The organism is Shewanella sp. KX20019, from assembly GCF_016757755.1.
In the GTDB taxonomy this organism is placed as follows: Bacteria; Pseudomonadota; Gammaproteobacteria; order Enterobacterales; family Shewanellaceae; genus Shewanella.
On the sequence record NZ_CP068437.1, the window covers coordinates 796490 to 816284 of the forward strand.

21 protein-coding genes are annotated in these 19795 nt (G+C 44.8%); 9 read left to right on the forward strand and 12 right to left on the reverse strand.

What is annotated here, in order from left to right; all coding sequences use genetic code 11:
- Nucleotides 1-190 precede the first annotated feature (190 nt).
- The gene (locus JK628_RS03480) at nt 191-544 is read left to right on the forward strand and encodes a hypothetical protein (protein ID WP_202287888.1); all 354 of its coding nucleotides are present in this window, start codon (nt 191-193) and stop codon (nt 542-544) included.
- Here the strand turns inward: JK628_RS03480 and bluB are convergent.
- Both bluB and JK628_RS03490 read right to left on the reverse strand, forming a co-directional pair.
- A complete protein-coding gene (gene bluB / locus JK628_RS03485; RefSeq protein WP_202287889.1) occupies nt 541-1185 on the reverse strand; it encodes a 5,6-dimethylbenzimidazole synthase in 645 nt (214 codons plus the stop codon). The genes JK628_RS03480 and bluB overlap by 4 nt on opposite strands.
- Before the next feature lie 155 nt (nt 1186-1340).
- A complete protein-coding gene (locus JK628_RS03490) occupies nt 1341-2657 on the reverse strand; it encodes an anaerobic C4-dicarboxylate transporter (protein ID WP_202287890.1) in 1317 nt (438 codons plus the stop codon).
- A 604-nt stretch (nt 2658-3261) separates the two neighbouring features.
- Between JK628_RS03490 and JK628_RS03495 the strand changes: the two genes are divergently transcribed.
- The 7 genes from JK628_RS03495 (at nt 3262) to JK628_RS03525 (ending at nt 10277) form a co-directional block, all read left to right on the forward strand.
- Complete coding sequence (locus JK628_RS03495; RefSeq protein WP_202287891.1) at nt 3262-4749, forward strand: SulP family inorganic anion transporter; 1488 nt, start codon at nt 3262-3264, stop codon at nt 4747-4749.
- A gap of 13 nt (nt 4750-4762) precedes the next feature.
- Nucleotides 4763-5608: a universal stress protein gene (locus tag JK628_RS03500; protein WP_202287892.1), complete on the forward strand. Its 846-nt coding sequence runs from the start codon at nt 4763-4765 to the stop codon at nt 5606-5608.
- Nucleotides 5609-5829: 221 nt separating this feature from the next.
- A complete protein-coding gene (mpl, locus tag JK628_RS03505) occupies nt 5830-7215 on the forward strand; it encodes a UDP-N-acetylmuramate:L-alanyl-gamma-D-glutamyl-meso-diaminopimelate ligase (RefSeq protein ID WP_202287893.1) in 1386 nt (461 codons plus the stop codon).
- Between the two features lie 19 nt (nt 7216-7234).
- Nucleotides 7235-7879, forward strand: coding sequence for a flavin prenyltransferase UbiX (locus JK628_RS03510; protein ID WP_202287894.1), 645 nt, complete (start codon nt 7235-7237; stop codon nt 7877-7879).
- A gap of 7 nt (nt 7880-7886) precedes the next feature.
- Entirely contained in the window at nt 7887-8420 is a 534-nt protein-coding gene (hpt, locus tag JK628_RS03515; RefSeq protein WP_202287895.1) for a hypoxanthine phosphoribosyltransferase, read from the forward strand.
- A 139-nt stretch (nt 8421-8559) separates the two neighbouring features.
- On the forward strand, nt 8560-9504 hold the full coding sequence (locus JK628_RS03520; RefSeq protein WP_202287896.1) for an ABC transporter ATP-binding protein: 945 nt from the start codon (nt 8560-8562) through the stop codon (nt 9502-9504).
- A 2-nt stretch (nt 9505-9506) separates the two neighbouring features.
- Nucleotides 9507-10277, forward strand: a complete 771-nt coding sequence (locus JK628_RS03525) for an ABC transporter permease (RefSeq protein WP_202289699.1) — start codon at nt 9507-9509, stop codon at nt 10275-10277.
- Between the two features lie 77 nt (nt 10278-10354).
- On the opposite strand, the gene JK628_RS03530 is transcribed toward JK628_RS03525, so the two are convergent.
- From JK628_RS03530 to sfsA, 10 genes are all read right to left on the reverse strand, one after another.
- A complete protein-coding gene (locus JK628_RS03530; RefSeq protein WP_202287897.1) occupies nt 10355-10696 on the reverse strand; it encodes a DUF4144 family protein in 342 nt (113 codons plus the stop codon).
- 5 nt (nt 10697-10701) lie between these two features.
- A complete protein-coding gene (locus tag JK628_RS03535; RefSeq protein WP_202287898.1) occupies nt 10702-11103 on the reverse strand; it encodes a hypothetical protein in 402 nt (133 codons plus the stop codon).
- 122 nt (nt 11104-11225) lie between these two features.
- Nucleotides 11226-11732 carry a DUF4124 domain-containing protein gene (locus tag JK628_RS03540; RefSeq protein WP_202287899.1) on the reverse strand — a complete coding sequence of 169 codons (507 nt, stop codon included), beginning with the start codon at nt 11730-11732 and terminating at the stop codon, nt 11226-11228.
- Nucleotides 11733-12075: 343 nt separating this feature from the next.
- Nucleotides 12076-12924, reverse strand: a complete 849-nt coding sequence (gene panC, locus JK628_RS03545; RefSeq protein WP_202287900.1) for a pantoate--beta-alanine ligase — start codon at nt 12922-12924, stop codon at nt 12076-12078.
- Between the two features lie 58 nt (nt 12925-12982).
- Nucleotides 12983-13777 carry a 3-methyl-2-oxobutanoate hydroxymethyltransferase gene (gene panB / locus JK628_RS03550; RefSeq protein WP_202287901.1) on the reverse strand — a complete coding sequence of 265 codons (795 nt, stop codon included), beginning with the start codon at nt 13775-13777 and terminating at the stop codon, nt 12983-12985.
- Nucleotides 13778-13908: 131 nt separating this feature from the next.
- Complete coding sequence (folK, locus tag JK628_RS03555) at nt 13909-14388, reverse strand: 2-amino-4-hydroxy-6-hydroxymethyldihydropteridine diphosphokinase (protein WP_202287902.1); 480 nt, start codon at nt 14386-14388, stop codon at nt 13909-13911.
- Nucleotides 14388-15689 carry a polynucleotide adenylyltransferase PcnB gene (pcnB, locus tag JK628_RS03560; protein ID WP_237524130.1) on the reverse strand — a complete coding sequence of 434 codons (1302 nt, stop codon included), beginning with the start codon at nt 15687-15689 and terminating at the stop codon, nt 14388-14390. Before pcnB ends, folK begins: the two co-directional genes overlap by 1 nt.
- A 177-nt stretch (nt 15690-15866) precedes the next feature.
- Complete coding sequence (gluQRS, locus tag JK628_RS03565; protein ID WP_202287903.1) at nt 15867-16745, reverse strand: tRNA glutamyl-Q(34) synthetase GluQRS; 879 nt, start codon at nt 16743-16745, stop codon at nt 15867-15869.
- 56 nt (nt 16746-16801) lie between these two features.
- Complete coding sequence (gene dksA, locus JK628_RS03570; RefSeq protein ID WP_202287904.1) at nt 16802-17245, reverse strand: RNA polymerase-binding protein DksA; 444 nt, start codon at nt 17243-17245, stop codon at nt 16802-16804.
- A 160-nt stretch (nt 17246-17405) separates the two neighbouring features.
- Entirely contained in the window at nt 17406-18110 is a 705-nt protein-coding gene (sfsA, locus tag JK628_RS03575; protein WP_202287905.1) for a DNA/RNA nuclease SfsA, read from the reverse strand.
- A 239-nt stretch (nt 18111-18349) separates the two neighbouring features.
- On the opposite strand from sfsA, the gene pepB reads away from it, so the two are divergent.
- Nucleotides 18350-19627 carry an aminopeptidase PepB gene (pepB, locus tag JK628_RS03580; protein ID WP_202287906.1) on the forward strand — a complete coding sequence of 426 codons (1278 nt, stop codon included), beginning with the start codon at nt 18350-18352 and terminating at the stop codon, nt 19625-19627.
- Nucleotides 19628-19795: the final 168 nt, after the last annotated feature.

Sequence of the window (19795 nt, forward strand, 5' to 3'; positions counted from 1 at the left end):
GTTATAAACGTGAGCTTTGGGAAAAAGGGTTATATTTTTTGATAATTAAGTATTGCTAGCTATGTTGGATGAGTTCAGACCCTCTAGCATAGTGTTGAATTGACATGCTTTTACAGTTGTTTACCTAAGGCGTCATCTTGAATACAAACAACAGACTATAATAGTGACTCCAATCTAAAGGAGTAAACTAATGCAACGTATCTTAATCGTAATGACACTGCTGTTGAGTATATTAAGCGTGAATGTATTTGCTGGAGAGCGACCTGAATCTGGGCAGATGCTAGCCAAACTTACTCAAGAGCTTAATCTCACCGACGAGCAACAAATCGAAACGGAAGCGGTGATGGGATTATTTCATGACGAAATGAAACTACTTCGTGATAGCGAAGGGAGTCGTCGTGAGAAGGGCGAACAGATGAGAGCTGCGGCAGAGACCAGAGATGAGCAGATGCAGCAGATCTTGGATGAGCCACAATATGAACAGTATCTACAGATGGTGGCTGAGATGCGGGAGCGGATGAAGCAGAAAAGAAAGCAGGGTTAACTAAAGCGGTCTTTGAAAATAACCTCGGTAGCAGACTTCGTTTGCTGCCAGCCTTTCTGTTTGAGCTCGGGCTCTGCCAAAAACTCATCAACGTAGCCTATACAGAGATAACCTATCAATTCAGCACTTTCGGGGGCATTTAGTGCTTTTTTGACCTTTAGCGGATCTAGAATACTAACCCAACCCACGCCAATATTGAGTGAGCGTGCCATCAGCCACAGGTTTTGGATGGCACAAACAACACTAAATTTACCCATCTCAGGCATGCTAGTTTGCCCTAAAACGGCGGTTTCACTCGGTTGATAAAATACGGCTAAATTGACCGGAGCCTCAAGAATACCTTCGAGTTTCAGTGCATCATATTGAGCGCGTTTATCCCCAGTAAACTGCATACTACCAGTGGCATTAGCTTCGATAAACGTTTGCTGTACGGCTTGTTTAACGCTTGAGTCGCGAATAACCACAAATTGCCACGGCTGTGAGTAACCCACTGAAGGTGCTTGCATGGCGGCATTTAGCAGCGTATCAATGTCGGCGTCAGATACGGGATTATCGTTAAATCGATTGCCTCTCACATCGCGTCGAAGACGAATAATATCGGCTAAAACTTGGCTATCACTCTCATTAAATAATCGACTCATCTAGCTTCCAATTTTATTACTTAAACTGCGGTTTATACTCTAATCTAGCCAAAGGCTTACTTAAACAAAAACGTGCTGATATTCAGCACGTTCAAGAGTATAACCAGATTAATATTTGGCGTGTTAGTTTGATTATGTATCAGCGCTAAATGTCGCTAGTTAATCGCCATTGATATGAAGTAACCGATAAATGTTGCGGTCACTACGCCAATAAATCCTGGCACAATGAAGCTATGATTCAAGACGTACTTACCAATATGAGTGGTGCCAGTTCTATCAAAGCTAATTGCCGCTAAATCGCTCGGGTAGAATGGGAAGAAGAAGTAAGCATAACAAGCCGGCAATACACCGATAAGTACAGGTGCAGGGATCCCGAGTGAGAAACCTAATGGCAGCATAATGGTTAAGGTCGCTGCTTGGCTCTTTAAGAAGATAGACGCCACAAACATCGCAATTGCAAATGACCAAGGATGAGCATGGACGACATCACTCACCGATTCGATTAAATAGCTCTTGTGGTAGCCAATAATGGTGTCGCTTAACCAAGCAATACCAAAGATTATGACCACCGCAGTCATGCCTGCGATAAAGACATTACTGTTAACGATTTTTTTCGGGTCAACCTTGGTGGCTAATAGAATAAGTGCGCCAACCGACAGCATCATAAACTGAATGGCGACTGACATTTTTACCCCTTCAGGCAGTAGCTCTTTGCTAAACATGGCTAAGCCAATGACAGCTAGAATGCCGAGCAGGAATATGCTTAAGCCTTTCTTGGCGATGCTGTCACTTTTAGCAACATCATTAGTCTCAATATCGGCATCAATGAGACTATTTTTAAACTCTGCATCTAGCAGTCGAGTTTGAAACTCTTTGTCTTTATCAAGATCTTTACCTCGCTTTAAGCTCCAAGCTGAGGCGACTAAAACACCGATTAATGTTGAAGGGATGGTGACTAGCAACACATCTACTAGGCCGATATCGAGCTTGTTTTCCATTGATGTAGCAATAACAACGGCAGCCGCAGCAGCAATTGGGCTGGCTGTTATCCCCATTTGCGAAGCAACGGTGGCCATCGCTAACGGGCGCTCAGGTCGAATGCCTTTCTTATAAGCAACATCATAAATCACCGGTAGCAGTGGGTAGACCGAGTGCCCCGTTCCTACCAGCACAGTTAGTGAGTATGTACATAGAGGACCCAGAAACACGATCTGGTTTGGATGTTTACGCAGTAGCTTTTCCGCATAGCGAACCAGCAGTTTTAGACCGCCAGTGGCTTCCAGTGTGGCGGAGGCGGCAACAACAGCCAAAATGATCAACATGACGTTGATAGGAGGAGAGCCTGGTGCAACGCCAAATACAAAGGCAAGAATGGAAACGCCTAAGCCACCTAAAAGGCCGAAGGCAACGCCGCCGTGGCGGATCCCAACAAAGATGACAGCCAACAGTAACAGCATATGCACAAAAAACATCGTGTGTCCCTTCTTGTAGTGAGCGGAGGTGTTCTTGGTTAAGAGTAGTGGCTATTTGCTGCGCAGATAGCCCAGTGATTACTGATTTATACCGTATGTTATCGATTGCTTAAATAGTCGGTGTTCAGCAAGGTGATATAGCGCATTAGATCATGGCGGTTGTCTTTAAGAAGTGTGAGCTAACTTAAGCGCAGTTTGCTAGTCAAAATTTGGTATATCCCCATCCTGCTAAATTCTGCACCTTCAGCTCAGATGGGTATAGAACGATAGTCGGCAGTGCTTTCTGCTGCTATTGGTGTTTGTACTGCAATAAAATAATGAGAAATAGCGGTGTTGTTTATTTTATAGACTAGGTTTTTAGTGTAGAATCGCGCTTTATTATAATTTAAGAGGAAATTACTCACTGTGTTAATGACGCCGCCCTAACGTTTCGCCCTCCCTATAGCTTTCATTGCTAACTAAGCATCACGCTTATTTCTTTGCGCTTGTTAATTCGTTGTCAATGACTTCGATAGTTTTCCGCGCCAAAATTTTATCAAAAAAGCACGCATATCACTCCAGTCTAATCTCTGGTGCGAACTGCCGTGCGTAAACTGAGAGTTTAATGTTTAAAAATTTCAAAATAGATTGGTTATCTAATATCCGTGGCGACTTGCTCGCGGGTCTCGTTGTAGCGTTAGCCCTAATTCCTGAGGCTATCGCATTCTCGATTATTGCTGGTGTCGATCCTAAAGTCGGCTTGTATGCCTCATTTAGTATTTCGGTCGTTATCGCCTTTACGGGCGGTAGATCTGGCATGATCTCTGCGGCAACAGGCGCGATGGCGCTGTTGATGATCACCCTAGTGAAAGAGCATGGTTTGCAGTATTTGCTTGCGGCTACGGTATTGACGGGGGTGTTGCAGATTTTAGCGGGATATTTAAAACTGGGTAATTTGATGCGATTTGTATCGCGATCCGTGGTTACCGGTTTTGTTAATGCTTTGGCTATTCTGATTTTTATGGCGCAGTTACCCGAACTCACTAATGTTACTTGGCACGTGTATGCGATGACACTAGCGGGTCTTGCTATTATCTATCTGTTCCCTTATCTGCCGGTTATTGGCAAATTAATTCCCTCGCCATTGATCTGTATTGTTGGCTTAACTGTGTTTGCTATGATGTTCAATATCGATGTGCGCACCGTGGGTGACATGGGAGATTTGCCCGATACTTTACCGATATTTTTGTGGCCTGATGTGCCATTAAACTTAGAAACATTAATGATTGTATTGCCTTATGCGATGGCGCTTGCAGTCGTCGGATTATTAGAGTCGATGATGACGGCAACTATTGTCGATGATCTTACCGATACCAGCAGTGATAAAAACCGTGAATGTAAGGGACAAGGACTTGCTAACATATCTACTGGTTTGTTAGGTGGTATGGCGGGTTGCGCTATGATTGGTCAATCGATGATTAATATCAAATCGGGTGGACGTGGACGTTTATCGAGCTTAGCCGCGGGTATGTATCTATTGATAATGGTGGTCTTTCTTGGCCCTTGGTTAAAACAAATCCCCATGGCCGCATTGGTTGCAGTAATGATTATGGTAGCAATCGGTACGTTCTCATGGCGCTCAATTATCGATATGAAAAAACATCCACTGTCGACCAATATTGTGATGCTAGCAACAGTTGCTATGGTCGTCGCCACACATAATCTGGCAATCGGTGTGTTTGTCGGCGTCCTGCTTGCTTCCCTATTCTTTGCCAACAAGATTAGCCGGATGATGGTGGTTCGGAGTAATGTGGCTGATAGTGACAGTGGTGAATATCGCGTGATTGGTCAAGTGTTCTTTGCCTCCTCGGATAAGTTTACAGAATCGTTTGATTTTAAAGAGGTACTTGAGTCGGTCACTATTGATTTGTCAGCTGCTCATTTTTGGGATGTGACTGCGGTGTCAGCTTTAGATAAAGTGGTGATTAAGTTCCGCCGCGAGGGGACGCATGTGCATCTTATCGGTATGAACCAAGCCACTCGTACCATTGTCGATAAGTTCGGCGTACACGATAAACCCGAAGAAGTTGAAAGACTACTGGCAGGACATTAAGAGGATGACACAGATGAAGAATATTATTGCGTGTATTGATGGCTCAAAATTGACGCTAGCGACCTGTGAAGCCAGTGCTTGGGTGGCACAGAAAGTGAGTGCACCGTTAACCCTATTGCATGTGCTCGACAGAACTACTCGACCTGTGATCAGTGAGCTGTCAGGTCAGATAGGCCTTGGTAGTCAAGAAGATCTGCTCAATGAACTAGTGGAGCTCGATGAGCTGCGCAGTAAAGTTGCCCTTAAGCACGGTAAGCAGTTACTTGCAGATGCCGAGGAGTTAGCGCAGCTGAGAGGCGTTAATGATATCTATAAATTACAACGTCATGGAAATTTGCTGGAGACGCTAACCGATCTAGAGCAATCACTAAGATTATTAGTGATTGGAAAGTCGGGTGAAGACCATAGCAGCACTAACACTATCGGCTCACAGCTTGAAAGTGTGATTAGAACGATTAAAGCGCATACCCTTGTTGTTAGTGAAACCTTCGAGGTGCCGAGGTCGTATATGATCGCCTTTGATGGCAGTGCAGCCAGCGACAAGTTGATTGAAAAAGCGATTAAGACGCCCTTGCTTGTTGGACTTGAGTGTCACCTAGTGATGATTAATAGCTCTGGCGACAAGAGTGAGGCTTTTCAACAAGCGGCGCTGCGACTTCATGAAGCTGGGGTAATGGTAACTGAACGAGTACTGACAGGGCATGTGGATGACGCATTGCTAGAGTACCAACAGCAACAGCAGCTAGGGATGATAGTGATGGGAGCTTATGGGCATAGCAAACTACGTCAGTATTTTGTGGGTAGCAATACCACGCAGGTGCTAATAAAAAGCACTGTGCCATTGTTGTTGATCCGCTAACTATCCTTGTAAGTACGGTTAAAATATCCAATAAGGGGTGAGCTGATAACTCGCTCACCCTATCAAAACTCGCTAACACCAGCACATCACTCATTTAAAGCGCAACATACCTAACACTCACCACTTCTTAAGTAAGCTGATATTTAAACGCGAGTTAACTGACAAAGCGCGCAGCAATTGGTTAGAATAACCTAGATTTTTCAAACTCCAGAGTGACCACCATGCACGTACATATTTTAGGGATCTGTGGCACCTTCATGGGCGGCCTTGCGCTGCTGGCGAGAGCGGAAGGGCACAAGGTAACAGGTAGCGATACCAATGTTTACCCGCCAATGAGCACTCAACTAGAAGAGCAAGGGATCGAGCTCATCCAAGGCTTCGACCCTAGCCAATTGGGAAAAAGTGACGATGATGCGCCGGATCTTGTGGTGATCGGTAATGCCATGAGCCGAGGTAATCCTTGTGTCGAAGCGGTACTTAATCGCGGCCTTAAATATACCTCTGGACCACAGTTTTTAGCAGAACATATCTTAGCTGAGCGATGGGTGCTCGCAGTGTCTGGCACCCATGGTAAAACCTCCACCTCGAGTATGTTGGCTTGGATATTAGAAGACTGCGGCTATGAGCCAGGGTTCTTGATTGGTGGTGTACCGCAAAACTTTGGTGTATCGGCTCGCCTTGGTGGTTCGTCGTTTTTTGTCGTTGAAGCTGATGAATACGACAGCGCCTTTTTTGATAAGCGTTCTAAGTTTGTCCACTATCAACCGCGCACCTTGGTTATTAATAACCTAGAGTTTGATCATGCTGATATTTTTGATGATCTTAAAGCGATCCAGCGCCAATTTAATCACGTAATACGTACGGTGCCCGGCGAGGGGAAAGTGATCTGGCCAGCGGATGCGCAAAGTGTGCAGCAGGTTATTGCGTTAGGCTGCTGGAGTGAGCAAGAGACTTATCATTTAGATGCGGTCACCCAGGGCTGGCACGCCAATAACCTTAGCGATGATGGTCACCAGTTTGAAGTGTTCTTCAATGGGGAGCTGCAAGGAGTTGTCGATTGGCAACTTATTGGCCAGCACAATATCGAAAACGCAGTAATGGCGATTGCGGCGGCGAGGCATGTTGGTGTTATGCCTGATGCTGCGATTGCAGCATTAATAAAATTTGCGCCACCTAAGCGTCGTATGGAACTGATTGGTACCGTTAAAGGTGTCGAAATTTATGACGACTTTGCCCATCATCCAACGGCGATAGCGACCTCGCTAGCAGGTATGCGCGCCAAAGTCGGTAATCGCAAGGTGACGGTGATATTAGAACCACGGTCAAACACCATGAAGAGCGGCGTCCATAAGGACACCTTAGCCAAATCGTTGGCCTTGGCTAGCAATGTGTTTTTATATCAAGCCGGTAATATCGATTGGGACATCAGCACCGCTATGGCTGCAGCTTCTGTGCCTGTTGATGTTTTGTTTGATATTGAGCAGATAATCGCGCAAGTCGTTGCTCAGGCTGATAGTGGAGATACTATCATTGTCATGAGTAACGGTGGTTTTGGCGGTTTACATCAAAAACTGCTGGCTAAATTAAGCCATAACGATAAACACTAACACAGGTAAATTATTAGCCATGAGTGTGACATATCATAAAGCAGACAAGTCTATTAGTCTGGCTTGGACCGGCGCTTCAGGCGCTCCTTATGGTTTGAGATTACTAGAGATTCTGCTTAAAAGTGATTATCAAGTCTTCTTGATGATCTCTTCGGCGGCGAGAGTGGTATTAGCCACGGAGCAAGGCTTGCAATTGAGTGCCAATAGCGCAAAAGCGCAAGCACAGTTATTAGCCCAGTTTGGCGATGTGGCTGGCGAACTTATTGTATTGGGTAAAGAGGAGTGGTTTTCACCGCCAGCATCAGGCTCCGCGGCGCCAAAACAGATGGTCATTTGCCCGTGTAGTACGGGAACATTAGCCTCTGTTGCTACTGGTATGAGTAATAATTTGCTCCAAAGAGCAGCCGATGTTGTCATAAAAGAGCGTGGTCAATTAATCCTGGTTCCTAGAGAAACTCCATTTAGCGCCATACACTTAGAGCACATGTTGTCGCTATCGCGATTGGGCGTAACCATTATGCCTGCAGCACCAGGCTTTTATCATAATCCCAAATCGATTGAAGATCTGGTAGACTTTATGGTCGCTCGAATTCTTGATCATTTGGGCGTTGACCATGCATTAACGAATCGCTGGGGGTATAATGCCAGCGACATCGACTACTGAGAGTTTTATGAAACACACCACTGAAGTGATGATCTCTGCCGAAGAGATCGATCAAAAATTGGATATATTGGCTGAGCAGATTAATACGCACTATGCCGATAGTGATCGCCTATTAATGGTCGGTCTACTCAAGGGTTCTGTTGTATTTATGGCAGATCTTTGTCGACGTATTAAGGGCCACGTAGAGATCGATTTTATGTCGGTATCAAGTTATGGCAATGCCATGACCAGTAGCCGCGACGTAAAAATCCTTAAAGACGTGCAGTCCGATATTCAGGGGCGTGATGTACTGATTGTTGAAGATCTGATTGATTCTGGTAATACCCTAAATAAGGTACGTGAGATCTTGATGATCCGCGAACCAAAAAGTTTAGCGCTATGTACCTTGCTTGATAAGCCACAACGTCGTGAGGTTGATGTCCCTGTCGACTTTATCGGCTTTACCATTCCCGATGAGTTTATCGTTGGTTATGGTATCGACTATGCGGAGCAGTATCGTAATCTGCCTTACATCGCGAAAGTCATCCCGCTAGAAGATTAATATTGTCTCTTCGGCTTATATCGGGTTTTGATGCTGATTGGCGTTAAACCGATAAACCAGCTGGGAGCACTATTTATACTAATGACTCCCGCGATTGCGGGAGTTTTTGTTTACTTGATACAGAGTGATTGGAATAACCATGGCAAACACAGAAGCCGCCTTAGTTATCGACTCCTTAAAAAAAACCTATAAAGGCGGAGTTGAAGCAGTAAAGGGCATAAGCTTGACAGTAAATAAGGGTGATTTTTTTGCGCTACTAGGGCCAAATGGAGCGGGTAAATCAACCACCATTGGTGTTATTAGCTCATTGGTACAGAAGAGTTCAGGAAGCGTATCTGTTTTTGGGCATGACATTGATAGGGAGCTCGAACTCGCCAAGCTGAGCATAGGTTTAGTGCCGCAAGAGTTTAATTTCAATCAGTTTGAAACGGTATTACAAATTGTTGTCAACCAAGCGGGCTACTACGGCGTCAAGAAAGAGGTGGCACTAGAGCGTGCTGAAAAGCACCTTAGTCAGCTCGATCTATGGCAAAAACGCAACAGCCCTGCACGTGAACTCTCTGGTGGCATGAAGCGCCGTCTAATGATTGCGCGGGCACTAATGCACGAACCGCAATTGTTGATTTTGGATGAACCCACAGCAGGTGTAGATATTGAACTTCGCCGCTCTATGTGGACTTTTCTTACCGAGCTAAATGAGCAGGGGGTGACGATTATTCTCACTACTCATTATTTAGAAGAAGCAGAAATGCTCTGTCGTAATATCGGTATTATCGACAAAGGTGTACTGGTGGAATGCACCAGTATGAAATCTTTGCTTAGTCGCTTGAATATGGAAACTTTTATTCTTGATTTGGGTTGTGACCTGAATGAGAAACCCACTCTTGAACAGACAACATGTCGCTTAACGGATCCACATACCTTAGAGGTTGATGTGGCAAAAGAGCAAAGTCTAAACGACGTTTTTGTACAGCTGAATGCACTTAATATTCAAGTGTTGTCGATGCGTAATAAGGCCAACCGTTTAGAAGAACTGTTCGTTGAATTAGTCGAGAAAGGCAAGGTATCAGGGGCCGAGAAATGAATATGAGAGCGCTGTATTTCACAGCTTTTAAAAGTATCTTAACCAAAGAGATAAACCGTTTTACCCGTATTTGGATCCAAACTCTAGTACCGCCGGCTATCAGCATGACCTTGTATTTCCTTATATTTGGTAATTTGGTCGGTAAACGTATTGGTGAGATGGGCGGTGTATCTTATATGGAGTTTATTGCACCAGGTTTAATCATGATGGCGGTGATTACCAGCTCCTATTCTAATGTAGCCTCCTCGTTTTTTAGTGCCAAATTTCAGCGTAACTTAGAGGAACTTATTGTTGCCCCTGTGCCGCACTATGTGATTATTGCCGGTTATGTCGGGGGCGGTGTTGCTCGTGGTTTATGTGTGGGTGCGATAGTGACGTTGGTAGCGATGTTCTTTGTTGATATCAGCATCCAGCACGCAGGATTAGTGGCGGTTACTGTGTTCTTAACTGCGGTATTATTTGCCTTAGGTGGATTAATCAACGCTATTTTTGCCAAGAGTTATGACGATATCAGTATTGTTCCGACGTTTGTACTGACGCCGCTGACCTATTTAGGTGGCGTATTTTACTCACTATCGCTACTGCCTGACTTCTGGCAGGGCGTGTCGGCGCTAAACCCTGTGGTATACATGATCAACGTATTTCGCTTTGGGTTCTTAGGCTATGCGGATATGAGCGTACCGTTCTCAATTGCGGTAATGGTCGGGTTCTGTGTCAGCTTGTGGAGCTTAGCGTATTACCTTATCTCACGTGGTATCGGTTTAAGAAGTTAACTGAAAACGCCTGCAATAAAAAAAGCCAACAATCAAATTGTTGGCTTTTTTATGGCATATTTTGTGAGGAGGCATGGCTAATTTTGCTCGATAAATGCCACTATCTCGAATAGCTGTTCAATGGTATTTAGCGTCAACTTACTAGTACAGCAGTGGCCGTTTTGACTGGCGTATAGTTGAACAGAATGACGCAGTTCACCTAAAGAAAGTTGTGCAGAGGCACATTGGAGCCTTGGAGGGTGATCCTCAATAATCAGATAACTATCACCGCAATAATCGATAATAAAGCTATCTTGTAGCACACCAAGCAACTCTGTTTTCTCAAACCAATCTGGCAGCGATTCGAGTCGCAGCAGTTCATTGCTATTTTTTTGTAGCAGTATGATAGGCCAGCTTACTTGCTCTAATGTGAACATCATGAGAGTTACAGTTTCAGAAGCCAAGGGTATTGTATTTGGCAGGCGTAGTCGCTATACGCTTTAGTTTTATCTTCTATGCTATCAGCGATGCCAAACGCATAGCCTTTGACGTAAACTAGCACATAAAAAGCTCGTTGTTGACCGTTATCATAGGGTTTTAGCAGCGTATTTAGGCGCAAGTTCAGGGCTATATTATCAATTTTATTGCCATCGCTCATCGCCAGCTTTGAACAGACTAGCATGTCGGTGATCTCTTTTTTTTCTAGTACCTTATTAGCTGTAGAGATAAAGCCATGCATTCCCATACCACCGCGACTAGCGATAATACTCTGTAAGGTGATGTAGGCTAGACTTGTGCCTAATAGCAATCCAAAGATGAAGAGAGTGATATAACTGAGTTTGCGCATGATATTACCGGGGTTTAGTGTCGGGCTAATAATATATTAACCCAGAGGCTTACAAAGCGGGGCGCTGATGTGTATTTTTGTGGTGTTTGTTGGCAAGACATTCAGGTATTAAGCGTAAATCGTTACTCTATTGCGGTCGTTTCTAGGGCAATTTGTTGTTTGCGATCATCTAACAGAATAATCGTGGTCGTGTTACTGGCAATGAGGTTGTCGAAGTGCGAATTCATCTCTTGAATTGATTCCATATATTCAGGATCGGTGGTTTTCTTTTTCTGCCAATAGCGATTACGTTCCAGTTTTTGCAGTTCACTGGCTCTTAATATTTCAAAATAGCTATTCTCTTGTTTTAAGCGGTACATCTCACTGTCTAACAACTGTAGTAGGCGCTCTTTTGAAATAGTCTTTTTTTGTAATAATGCCTGCAGAGGATCGAGAGTTGTGATGGGTTTATCTGAATCTGTCTCGGTGGTAATGCCGAGTTCATACTCGATTTTATGCTGGCGAAACTCTTTTGGGCAGGAGTGTTGGCTAAAGACGATCTTGTCACCTTTAATACATTTAAAAATACTGTTGGCTGCTACGTATCCGCTAAAGACTAAGCAAAGTATTGATAATATGACTTTCGCCATTGGGCTAAACATCCTTTTCAACTCAAGCGCTATTATTTATCGACAATTACAATAAGCGTGTGTATTCCGTACCTTGCTTTCCATATTGATACAGGGCGACTCATTTGTGACTAACATACTATGGCTGAACTTAGAGCATAACACCAGTTTTTTGACGCTCGATTACTATGAATAGATGTGTAGTAAAAAGGATAAACGTATTTTGCTGGAGCTAGAATACAAATGTTGACGGAGCCAAGCTGTGGGACTGTATGACTTGAATGGGTGGCTTACTAATTGCTGTAATGAAATATTGAATTGTAGGCTTATTTGGCTCAAAACAGAGGTTTTGAGCCAAATATAACTAGGGCAATTTTACGATGAGGTTATCAATTAAGCGTGTATCACCCATATAAGCGGCCACCAAAATGACTAATTCTCGATCACTACTTTGTGCCTTGCTGAAGGTCTTAGCATGACGAATATCAAGATAATCATTTTTAAACCCAGCTGCAGTAATTGCTGTCTCAGCAGCTTCAATAACCTCACCAAGCTGTTTGCCTCTGCTTAGCTCCGCAGCCATGTTATCTAAGGTTTGTTTCAACACCGCCGCTTGTTGCTTTTGCGCTGCAGTTAAGTATCCATTGCGTGAGCTCATCGCAAGGCCTGAGGTTTCACGGATGGTTTCAACACCGACAATCTCAATCGGCATCGACAGATCTTCAACCATGGTTTTTATCACCAGCAGTTGCTGGAAGTCTTTTTGGCCAAAAACCGCTATATCGGGTTGTACGATATTAAACAGCTTACACACAATTGTGGCAACACCGCGGAAATGTCCTGGGCGGCTTTCACCACACAATTGATCAGAGATCAGCGGTACTTCTACAAGCGTTTGTGCGTCCAAACCCTTAGGGTAGATGATGGCGGGGGTTGGCGTGAATAATAGCTCAGCACCAGCTTCGATTAAAGCGGTTTGATCGTCCGCTAAGGTTCTTGGATAGGCATCTAGATCTTCATTCTGACCAAACTGCATTGGATTGACGAAGATAGAAGCGATCACATGATCTGCACGCAATCTGGCTTCTTTAATTAAGGTTAGGTGCCCAAGATGTAAGTTGCCCATCGTGGGCACGAAGGCAACAGTTTCGCCTTTAATGCGCCATGCACGGACTTGCTCGCGAATAGCGCTAATTGATTTTGTGGTGATCATTATACGACTGCTCTAACACTGACAAAAATTAATACTGAAAGGCTGATAACAAAAATACTTAACTAAAAGTATGTTCTTCAGCCGGAAAAATACCTTGAGCCACTTCGTCAATATAGGCACGAACAGCGCTGCGGATCTCGCCCGTTTGCTTGAGGTAGTTTTTCGAAAAACGTGGAATATAGCCACTTGAAATGCCTAAAACGTCATGCATAACCAAGATTTGTCCGTCAGTGTCTGCACCAGCGCCGATACCGATAACCGGGATCGTTAATGCATCTGTAATGGTTTTGGCTAAAGGAGCGGGGATACACTCAACGACAAGCAGTTGTGCTCCAGCGGCTTCCAGGGCCTTTGCTTCATCGAGAATGCGCTGGGCATTATCGGCATCACGGCCTTGAATCTTAAAGCCACCAAATACATGTACCGACTGTGGTGTTAAGCCCAAGTGGGCGCAAACAGGAATACCGCGTTCGGTTAGCATCTTGACACTTTCGAGTAGCCAGTGGCCACCTTCAACTTTAACCATACTGGCACCCGCTTGCATCAGCGTGGTGGCATTGGTCATAGTCTGCTCAGGTGTTGCGTAACTCATAAAAGGCATATCGGCAATAAGCAGAGCACGTTCAACGCCACGACGAACACATCGAGTATGGTAGGCAATATCGTCAACCGTTACTGGTAGTGTGTCGTTATGTCCTTGAAGTACCATTCCCATTGAATCACCGACTAATAAAACGTCAACACCTTCGCTATCGAATGCGTTGGCAAAGCTGGCATCATAAGCCGTTAATGCAGTGAATTTTTTGCCTTCAGTTTTGAAGGTTCTCAGTGTGGAACTCGTAATTTTAGACATAGTGGTAATTTTAAAACCTAATTTGTGAAGTTGTTATATGCCAAGTTGGGCTGAACTTCAATGATCTCGGAATCAAACTTCTGTACTAACGCGGCTATTCTAGCAAAAATTTAGCTTGAAAATGACTTATCCTATTTCGCGAGCTGTAACTCGGCGACTAAAGGTTCGGTTATCAAGCTGCCTAAGGGGGTTTTATCTGGCAATATTAGTGCTGGTGTTAAATCAAATAACGGTACTAACACGAAGCTACGTTGCTTCATTCCGTAGTGGGGGACGGTCAATCTAGGTAGATTGATCTGTTCATTGCCGTAGAGCAGCAGATCTAAATCTAAGGTCCTAGGTCCCCAGCGTAACGTTCTGAGTCTACCCTGTTCATTTTCAATCTTTTGTAGTGCATCGAGTAAAGCGATGGGTGACAGATCGGTTTTAAAGCCTGCGACGGCATTAACATAATCGGGCTGCTCAACGTCACCCATGGGCACTGAGCGATAGTAAGGGGAGATGCAAAAAGAGGCGTCTTCGGCAATACTCAACAATGCTTGGCACGCATTGTTGAGTTGTTCGATAGGCTGACTTAGGTTAGCGCCCAATGCAACATAGACCTGAATCATTACTCTGTAGGTTTAGGTGCTGCTTGTTCTGAAGGTTTGCGACGACGGCGTTGCGAATTACGGTTTCGTCCGCCTTTATTGGTTGATTTAGCAATAACATTGCGCTGATCTTCATTGCCTTCGACAAAGCTCTTCCACCATGCAGAGTTCTTCGCCACGGCACCGCCTTCGGCTTCACCACGTAGTAAGAGTAGATCGTAAGCGGCTCTAAATTTAGGATGTTCAATAAATTTAAATGCCTTGGTGCCCCTGTTGCGCTCAAAACGCAGCTGTAGCTGCCATATATCTTTCGTTACCGAACTAAAGCGACGCGGAATACTGATTGTACGGCATTGCTGCTCCATGATATCACCCATAGCTGCGGTGTATGCATCATAGAGACTTAAACCACTTTCAACTGCAATATCGTCTGCTCGCTGGGTTAACGGATACCAAAGCAGCGCTGCATAAAAGAATGCTGGAGTGACTGGTTTCTCTTGCTGAATGCGCAAGTCAGTATTTTCCATCATCTCTTGTAGCAATTTTGCAATCGGTCCATGAGGCGCCTCATTCAGTAGTGCATCGACTAACGGAAATAGCGGTGCAAACAGGCCAAAATCTCGCATCATGTTGTAGTTTTGTGCTGCTTTGCCAGCGAAGAATAACTTGAGGACCTCTTCGTACATACGTGCAGCAGGGATATCTTTTAACAGAGCTGCTAACTCTTTTATTGGATCAGCGGCTGCTGATTCAATCGTCATATCGAGTTTAGTCGCAAAACGCACTGCGCGAAGCATGCGTACAGGATCTTCGCGGTAGCGAGTCTCTGGATCGCCAATGAGACGAATAGTACGCGATTCTAAATCTTGTAATCCGCCACCGTAGCTATGGATAGAGAAGTCGCTGATATCGTAATAGAGCGCATTGACCGTAAAGTCACGACGTTCAGCATCTTCGTCGATACTGCCGTAAACGTTGTCACGCAGCAGACGACCAGATTCATTAGTCTTAGATATTTTCTCTTCGCTATCGACGTGATGTCCACGCAATGTGGCGACTTCGATAACATCGCGGCCAAACACAATATGCGCGAGACGAAAACGTCTGCCCACAAGGCGGCAGTTACGGAATAATCGCTTAATCTCTTCTGGCGTAGCATTGGTCACCACATCAAAATCTTTAGGCTGCATACCAAGTAGAATGTCACGTACCCCGCCACCGACTAAGTAGGCTTTAAAGCCTGACTTATGGAGTCTGTATAGTACTTTGATCGCATTGTCGCTGATCTGTCTACGAGAAATTGAGTGCGCTTTACGAGGCACAACTTCTAAACTCAGACCGACCGGAGTATTTTCTTCAGCTTTTGAACTATCAAATAACTGTTTACAGAATTGGCTAATACGGCGAAAAATGGGACACCTCTGATTTGGATCTTAACTTAGGTAAAAACAAGTGGGCTATGATAACCCAATTAAAGCTCAATGAGTATACGATTCAGTTCACGGAACAAGGAGTATTTCAGATCGCCTTGGCACCTTACTTAAATCGAACTGATTGATAGCCTGTTCTAGCATCTTGCTGACCTGTGCTTCAGTAGACACTTCCGCTTGGCCCAAAAAGCGTAAAGCCGCATTAATACTGGCTTGTGGCTTTAGGACATCAATTGCAGCGGCATGGTTTTGTTTGGACAGTTTACGGCCCTTTTCGGCACAGGCTAAAGGCAGATGCAGCCAATCTGGACTTGGTTGTTTTAACACTTTAAACAGGCTTTCTTGACGGCAAGTGGGCTCAAGCAGGTCTGAGCCTCGAACCACCTCGGTGATCTGTTGATGGATATCGTCAAGCACTACGGCTAGCTGGTAGGCATAGAGGCCGTCACTGCGCTTAATAATAAAATCTTCAGCGGCGAACTGACTATCAACCTCAATGATCCCTTTTATCTGATCTCGAAATTTCGCCACGCCATAGCGGTTACGAATGCGGATGGCGCCCACTTTATGTGGCTGAGCAAGTCTGCCACAACGTCCATCATAACTGCCGCCCATGGCTTTAATCTCTTTGCGAGTGCATTGGCAATAGTAAGCATTGTCAGATGTCAGTAATTGGTTGATTTGCCGCTGATATATTTCAAGGCGCTGGCTTTGATAAAGCACAGAATTGTCCCAATGCAGACCATAAGCTTCTAGGGTGCTAAGGATTTGACTACTGGCACCTACAATCTCTCGTGGTGGGTCGATATCTTCGATACGCAGCAGCCATTGGCCCTTCATAGAACGGGCACGCAAAAAACTGCCGAGGGCAGCTATCAATGAACCGAAATGAAGTGGACCAGATGGGGACGGTGCAAAGCGACCGATATAGGGCGTTGAGTTAACCATTCAATATGTACAGAAACAAAAGAGCGGAGCAAGTGCCCCGCACCTTAAGATAGCGATTATCCCGCCATCTGCTTTTCTTTAATCTCAGCAAGTGTCTTACAGTCGATACACTGATCGGCCGTTGGACGCGCTTCTAATCGACGGATACCGATTTCGATACCGCAAGAGTTACAGAAACCAAAATCATCTTCTTCGATGATCTGTAGTGTCTTCTCAATCTTTTTGATTAGTTTACGTTCTCTATCGCGAGCACGTAATTCTAAACTAAACTCCTCTTCCTGAGCTGCGCGGTCGACAGGATCTGGGAAATTGGCCGCTTCGTCTTGCATGTGATTAAGAGTACGATCGACTTCTTCACGCAATTGGTTACGCCATGCTTCAAGAATTATTTTGAAGTGACCCAATTGGTCCTCGTTCATGTACTCCTCACCGGGTTTTTCCTGGTAAGGTTCTACACCTGCGATAGCGAGCACGCCGAGTTTTTTAGTGCCTTGTGGCATAACGCATCTCCTGTTAATCATTTGCGTTGTAGGGCGTCTGTATAATAACGGGCGCTATCTATACCAGAAACCCTCAGCATAGGCAAATAATTTGTGTTATCTGGACTCGATTCTTTGACTATGTCCGCTATTAAGAACAATTTCAACTGTATATTCTGAATTAGAGGTTAACCGGACAGGATTTAACCAAACGGGCTGCTGTGGGCGATAAATCAGCACTATAAGCTATTACTTCAACCCCAGCGCGAGATGCTTCGTCGAGTAATTTGGCATATGCAGGGTCAATATGAGCAGCGGCTTTGACCGAGTGTATTCCTGTATGCTGAACAGCAAACAGTAGCACGGCTCTGTGGCCTTGTTGCACCATCTGCATCAGCTCTCGTAAATGTTTCTGACCACGAGTGGTCACAGCATCTGGAAAGTATCCTTGTCCATCCTCAAGCAGGGTGCAACTTTTGACCTCTACATAGCAGTTAGGGCGATTGCTATCTGCTAATAAAATATCTATACGGCTGTTTTCACTGCCATATTTTACTTCACGGCGCAGTGACTCATAACCACAGAGCTCCTTTATAACGCCTGCATTTATAGCTTCCTCGGCTAAGGCGTTTGCGCGTCCGGTATTGATGCCTATCATGTCGCCAGCAGGTGTTTCAGCTAGCTCCCAAGTACGACTGTATTTACGCTTTGGATTATCAGAGACTGAAAACCAAACTTTATTTTCTGGAAACAAGCAATGACGCATCGAACCCGTATTAGGGCAGTGAATAGTGACTTCGCTACCATCTTCAAGGCTGATATCAGTTAGAAAACGTTTATATCGTTGGATAAGAATGCCGCATTCAAATGCTGGGTCAAATTCCATTTCTGTTACCAAAAGAGGGTCAATTTTCCGCTAGATTAACAGAGTTTATCTAGCGGCGATGAGAATTATTCATTCGCACAGCGATAGATTCAATAACTAAGTGACAGTTTGTATTCTAAAATGAACTTTGTTTTTTAGCCCCGACTTTAGATATCACTTGGGATCCAGTAAACTCAGCAGAAAATAATAAGCGAGTCGAGGCCACCCTTGCTGATCGATTCACATTTTAAGGACCGAAAATGACCAATGTAATGAAAGTTACCCTCACTCAAGACGCACCCGCTGCTCATTGGGGAAAAGCCAATGTTACTTTTCAAAACGATGTGGCATCAATCCATGTCAAAGCGGGGGATATTCAGCGTCAAGTTCAACAAGCTGCTCGTAAATTGCAAAGCCAAGGTGTTGCAGCTGTCGCACTGGAAGGCAATTTATGGACTGTTGATTCACAATGGGCCTTTGCTCAAGGTTTTGCGACCGCTAAAAAGCAGCCACAAATACAGTGGACTGGCGACGATTCAGCAAAAACATTATTGGCTAACCGTTTAGACAGCGCCAACTTTGCCCGTCAACTGATTAACGAAACGCCAGAAAACTTATCGCCGATGGTGCTAGCTACTCAAGCTGCAGAATGGTTGAGTGATATTGGTGGCGATAAGATTAGCTACCGCATTATTGAAGGTGAGGCGTTATTAGAACACCAGTGGATAGGTATTCACGCGGTAGGCCGTGGTAGTGAGCGTTCACCGGCGTTGCTCGAAGTTGATTTCAATCCATTGACTGCTGACGCAGATGTTTCTGTGGCACTGGTAGGTAAAGGTATTACTTTCGATTCTGGTGGCTACAGCATTAAAGGTTCAGAAGGCATGCTAGGCATGAAATGCGATATGGGCGGTGCAGCAACTGTCACCGCAGCACTCGGACTCGCGATTAAGTCAGGTCTTAATAAACGCGTTAAGCTGTTTTTATGCTGCGCAGAAAACTTAATTAGTGGTCATGCTTATAAGCTAGGCGACATTCTAACATATAAGAATGGCGTTACAGTTGAAGTGGTTAATACCGATGCGGAAGGTCGTTTGGTGCTAGCTGATGGGCTGCAAGCTGCATCAGAAACAGGTGCACCATTGATCATCGACGCTGCAACATTGACTGGTGCTGCATTGATGGCTGTAGGGACTAACTACAATGCTATTTTCTCTCCTAAAGCGGAAGTTTTAGCGTTAGCACAACAAAAAGCGATTGCGGCAGGTGAGCGTGTATGGCCATTGCCGCTAGATCCTTGGCATATGGACAGTTGCCCAAGCCCTTATGCTGATACAGCCAACAGCCGAGCTATGAAAGGTGGCGGTGCTGGCGGCGCTTCAAATGCAGCGGGGTTCTTATGGCGCTTTGTAGCACCAGAGGCTAATTGGCTGCACATTGACCTGTCATCAGCTTTTTCTGACTCTGGTGATGCTCTATGGTCAGCAGGTGCTACAACTCATGGGGTATTGACCGTTGCGGGTCTACTAGAAGATTAATACTGAGCCGCTCATTTAGCGCAATACGCTAGATGCTATAATGCGTCTTTAATCAAGCTGCCTTTTTAGGTGGCTTTTTTATTGGTATTTTTAGCACCATACCTTGTTTAATCCACGCTCTTTCAGCAAGTTATACATGTCTTAAGTATATCGATAATATGCTCCTTC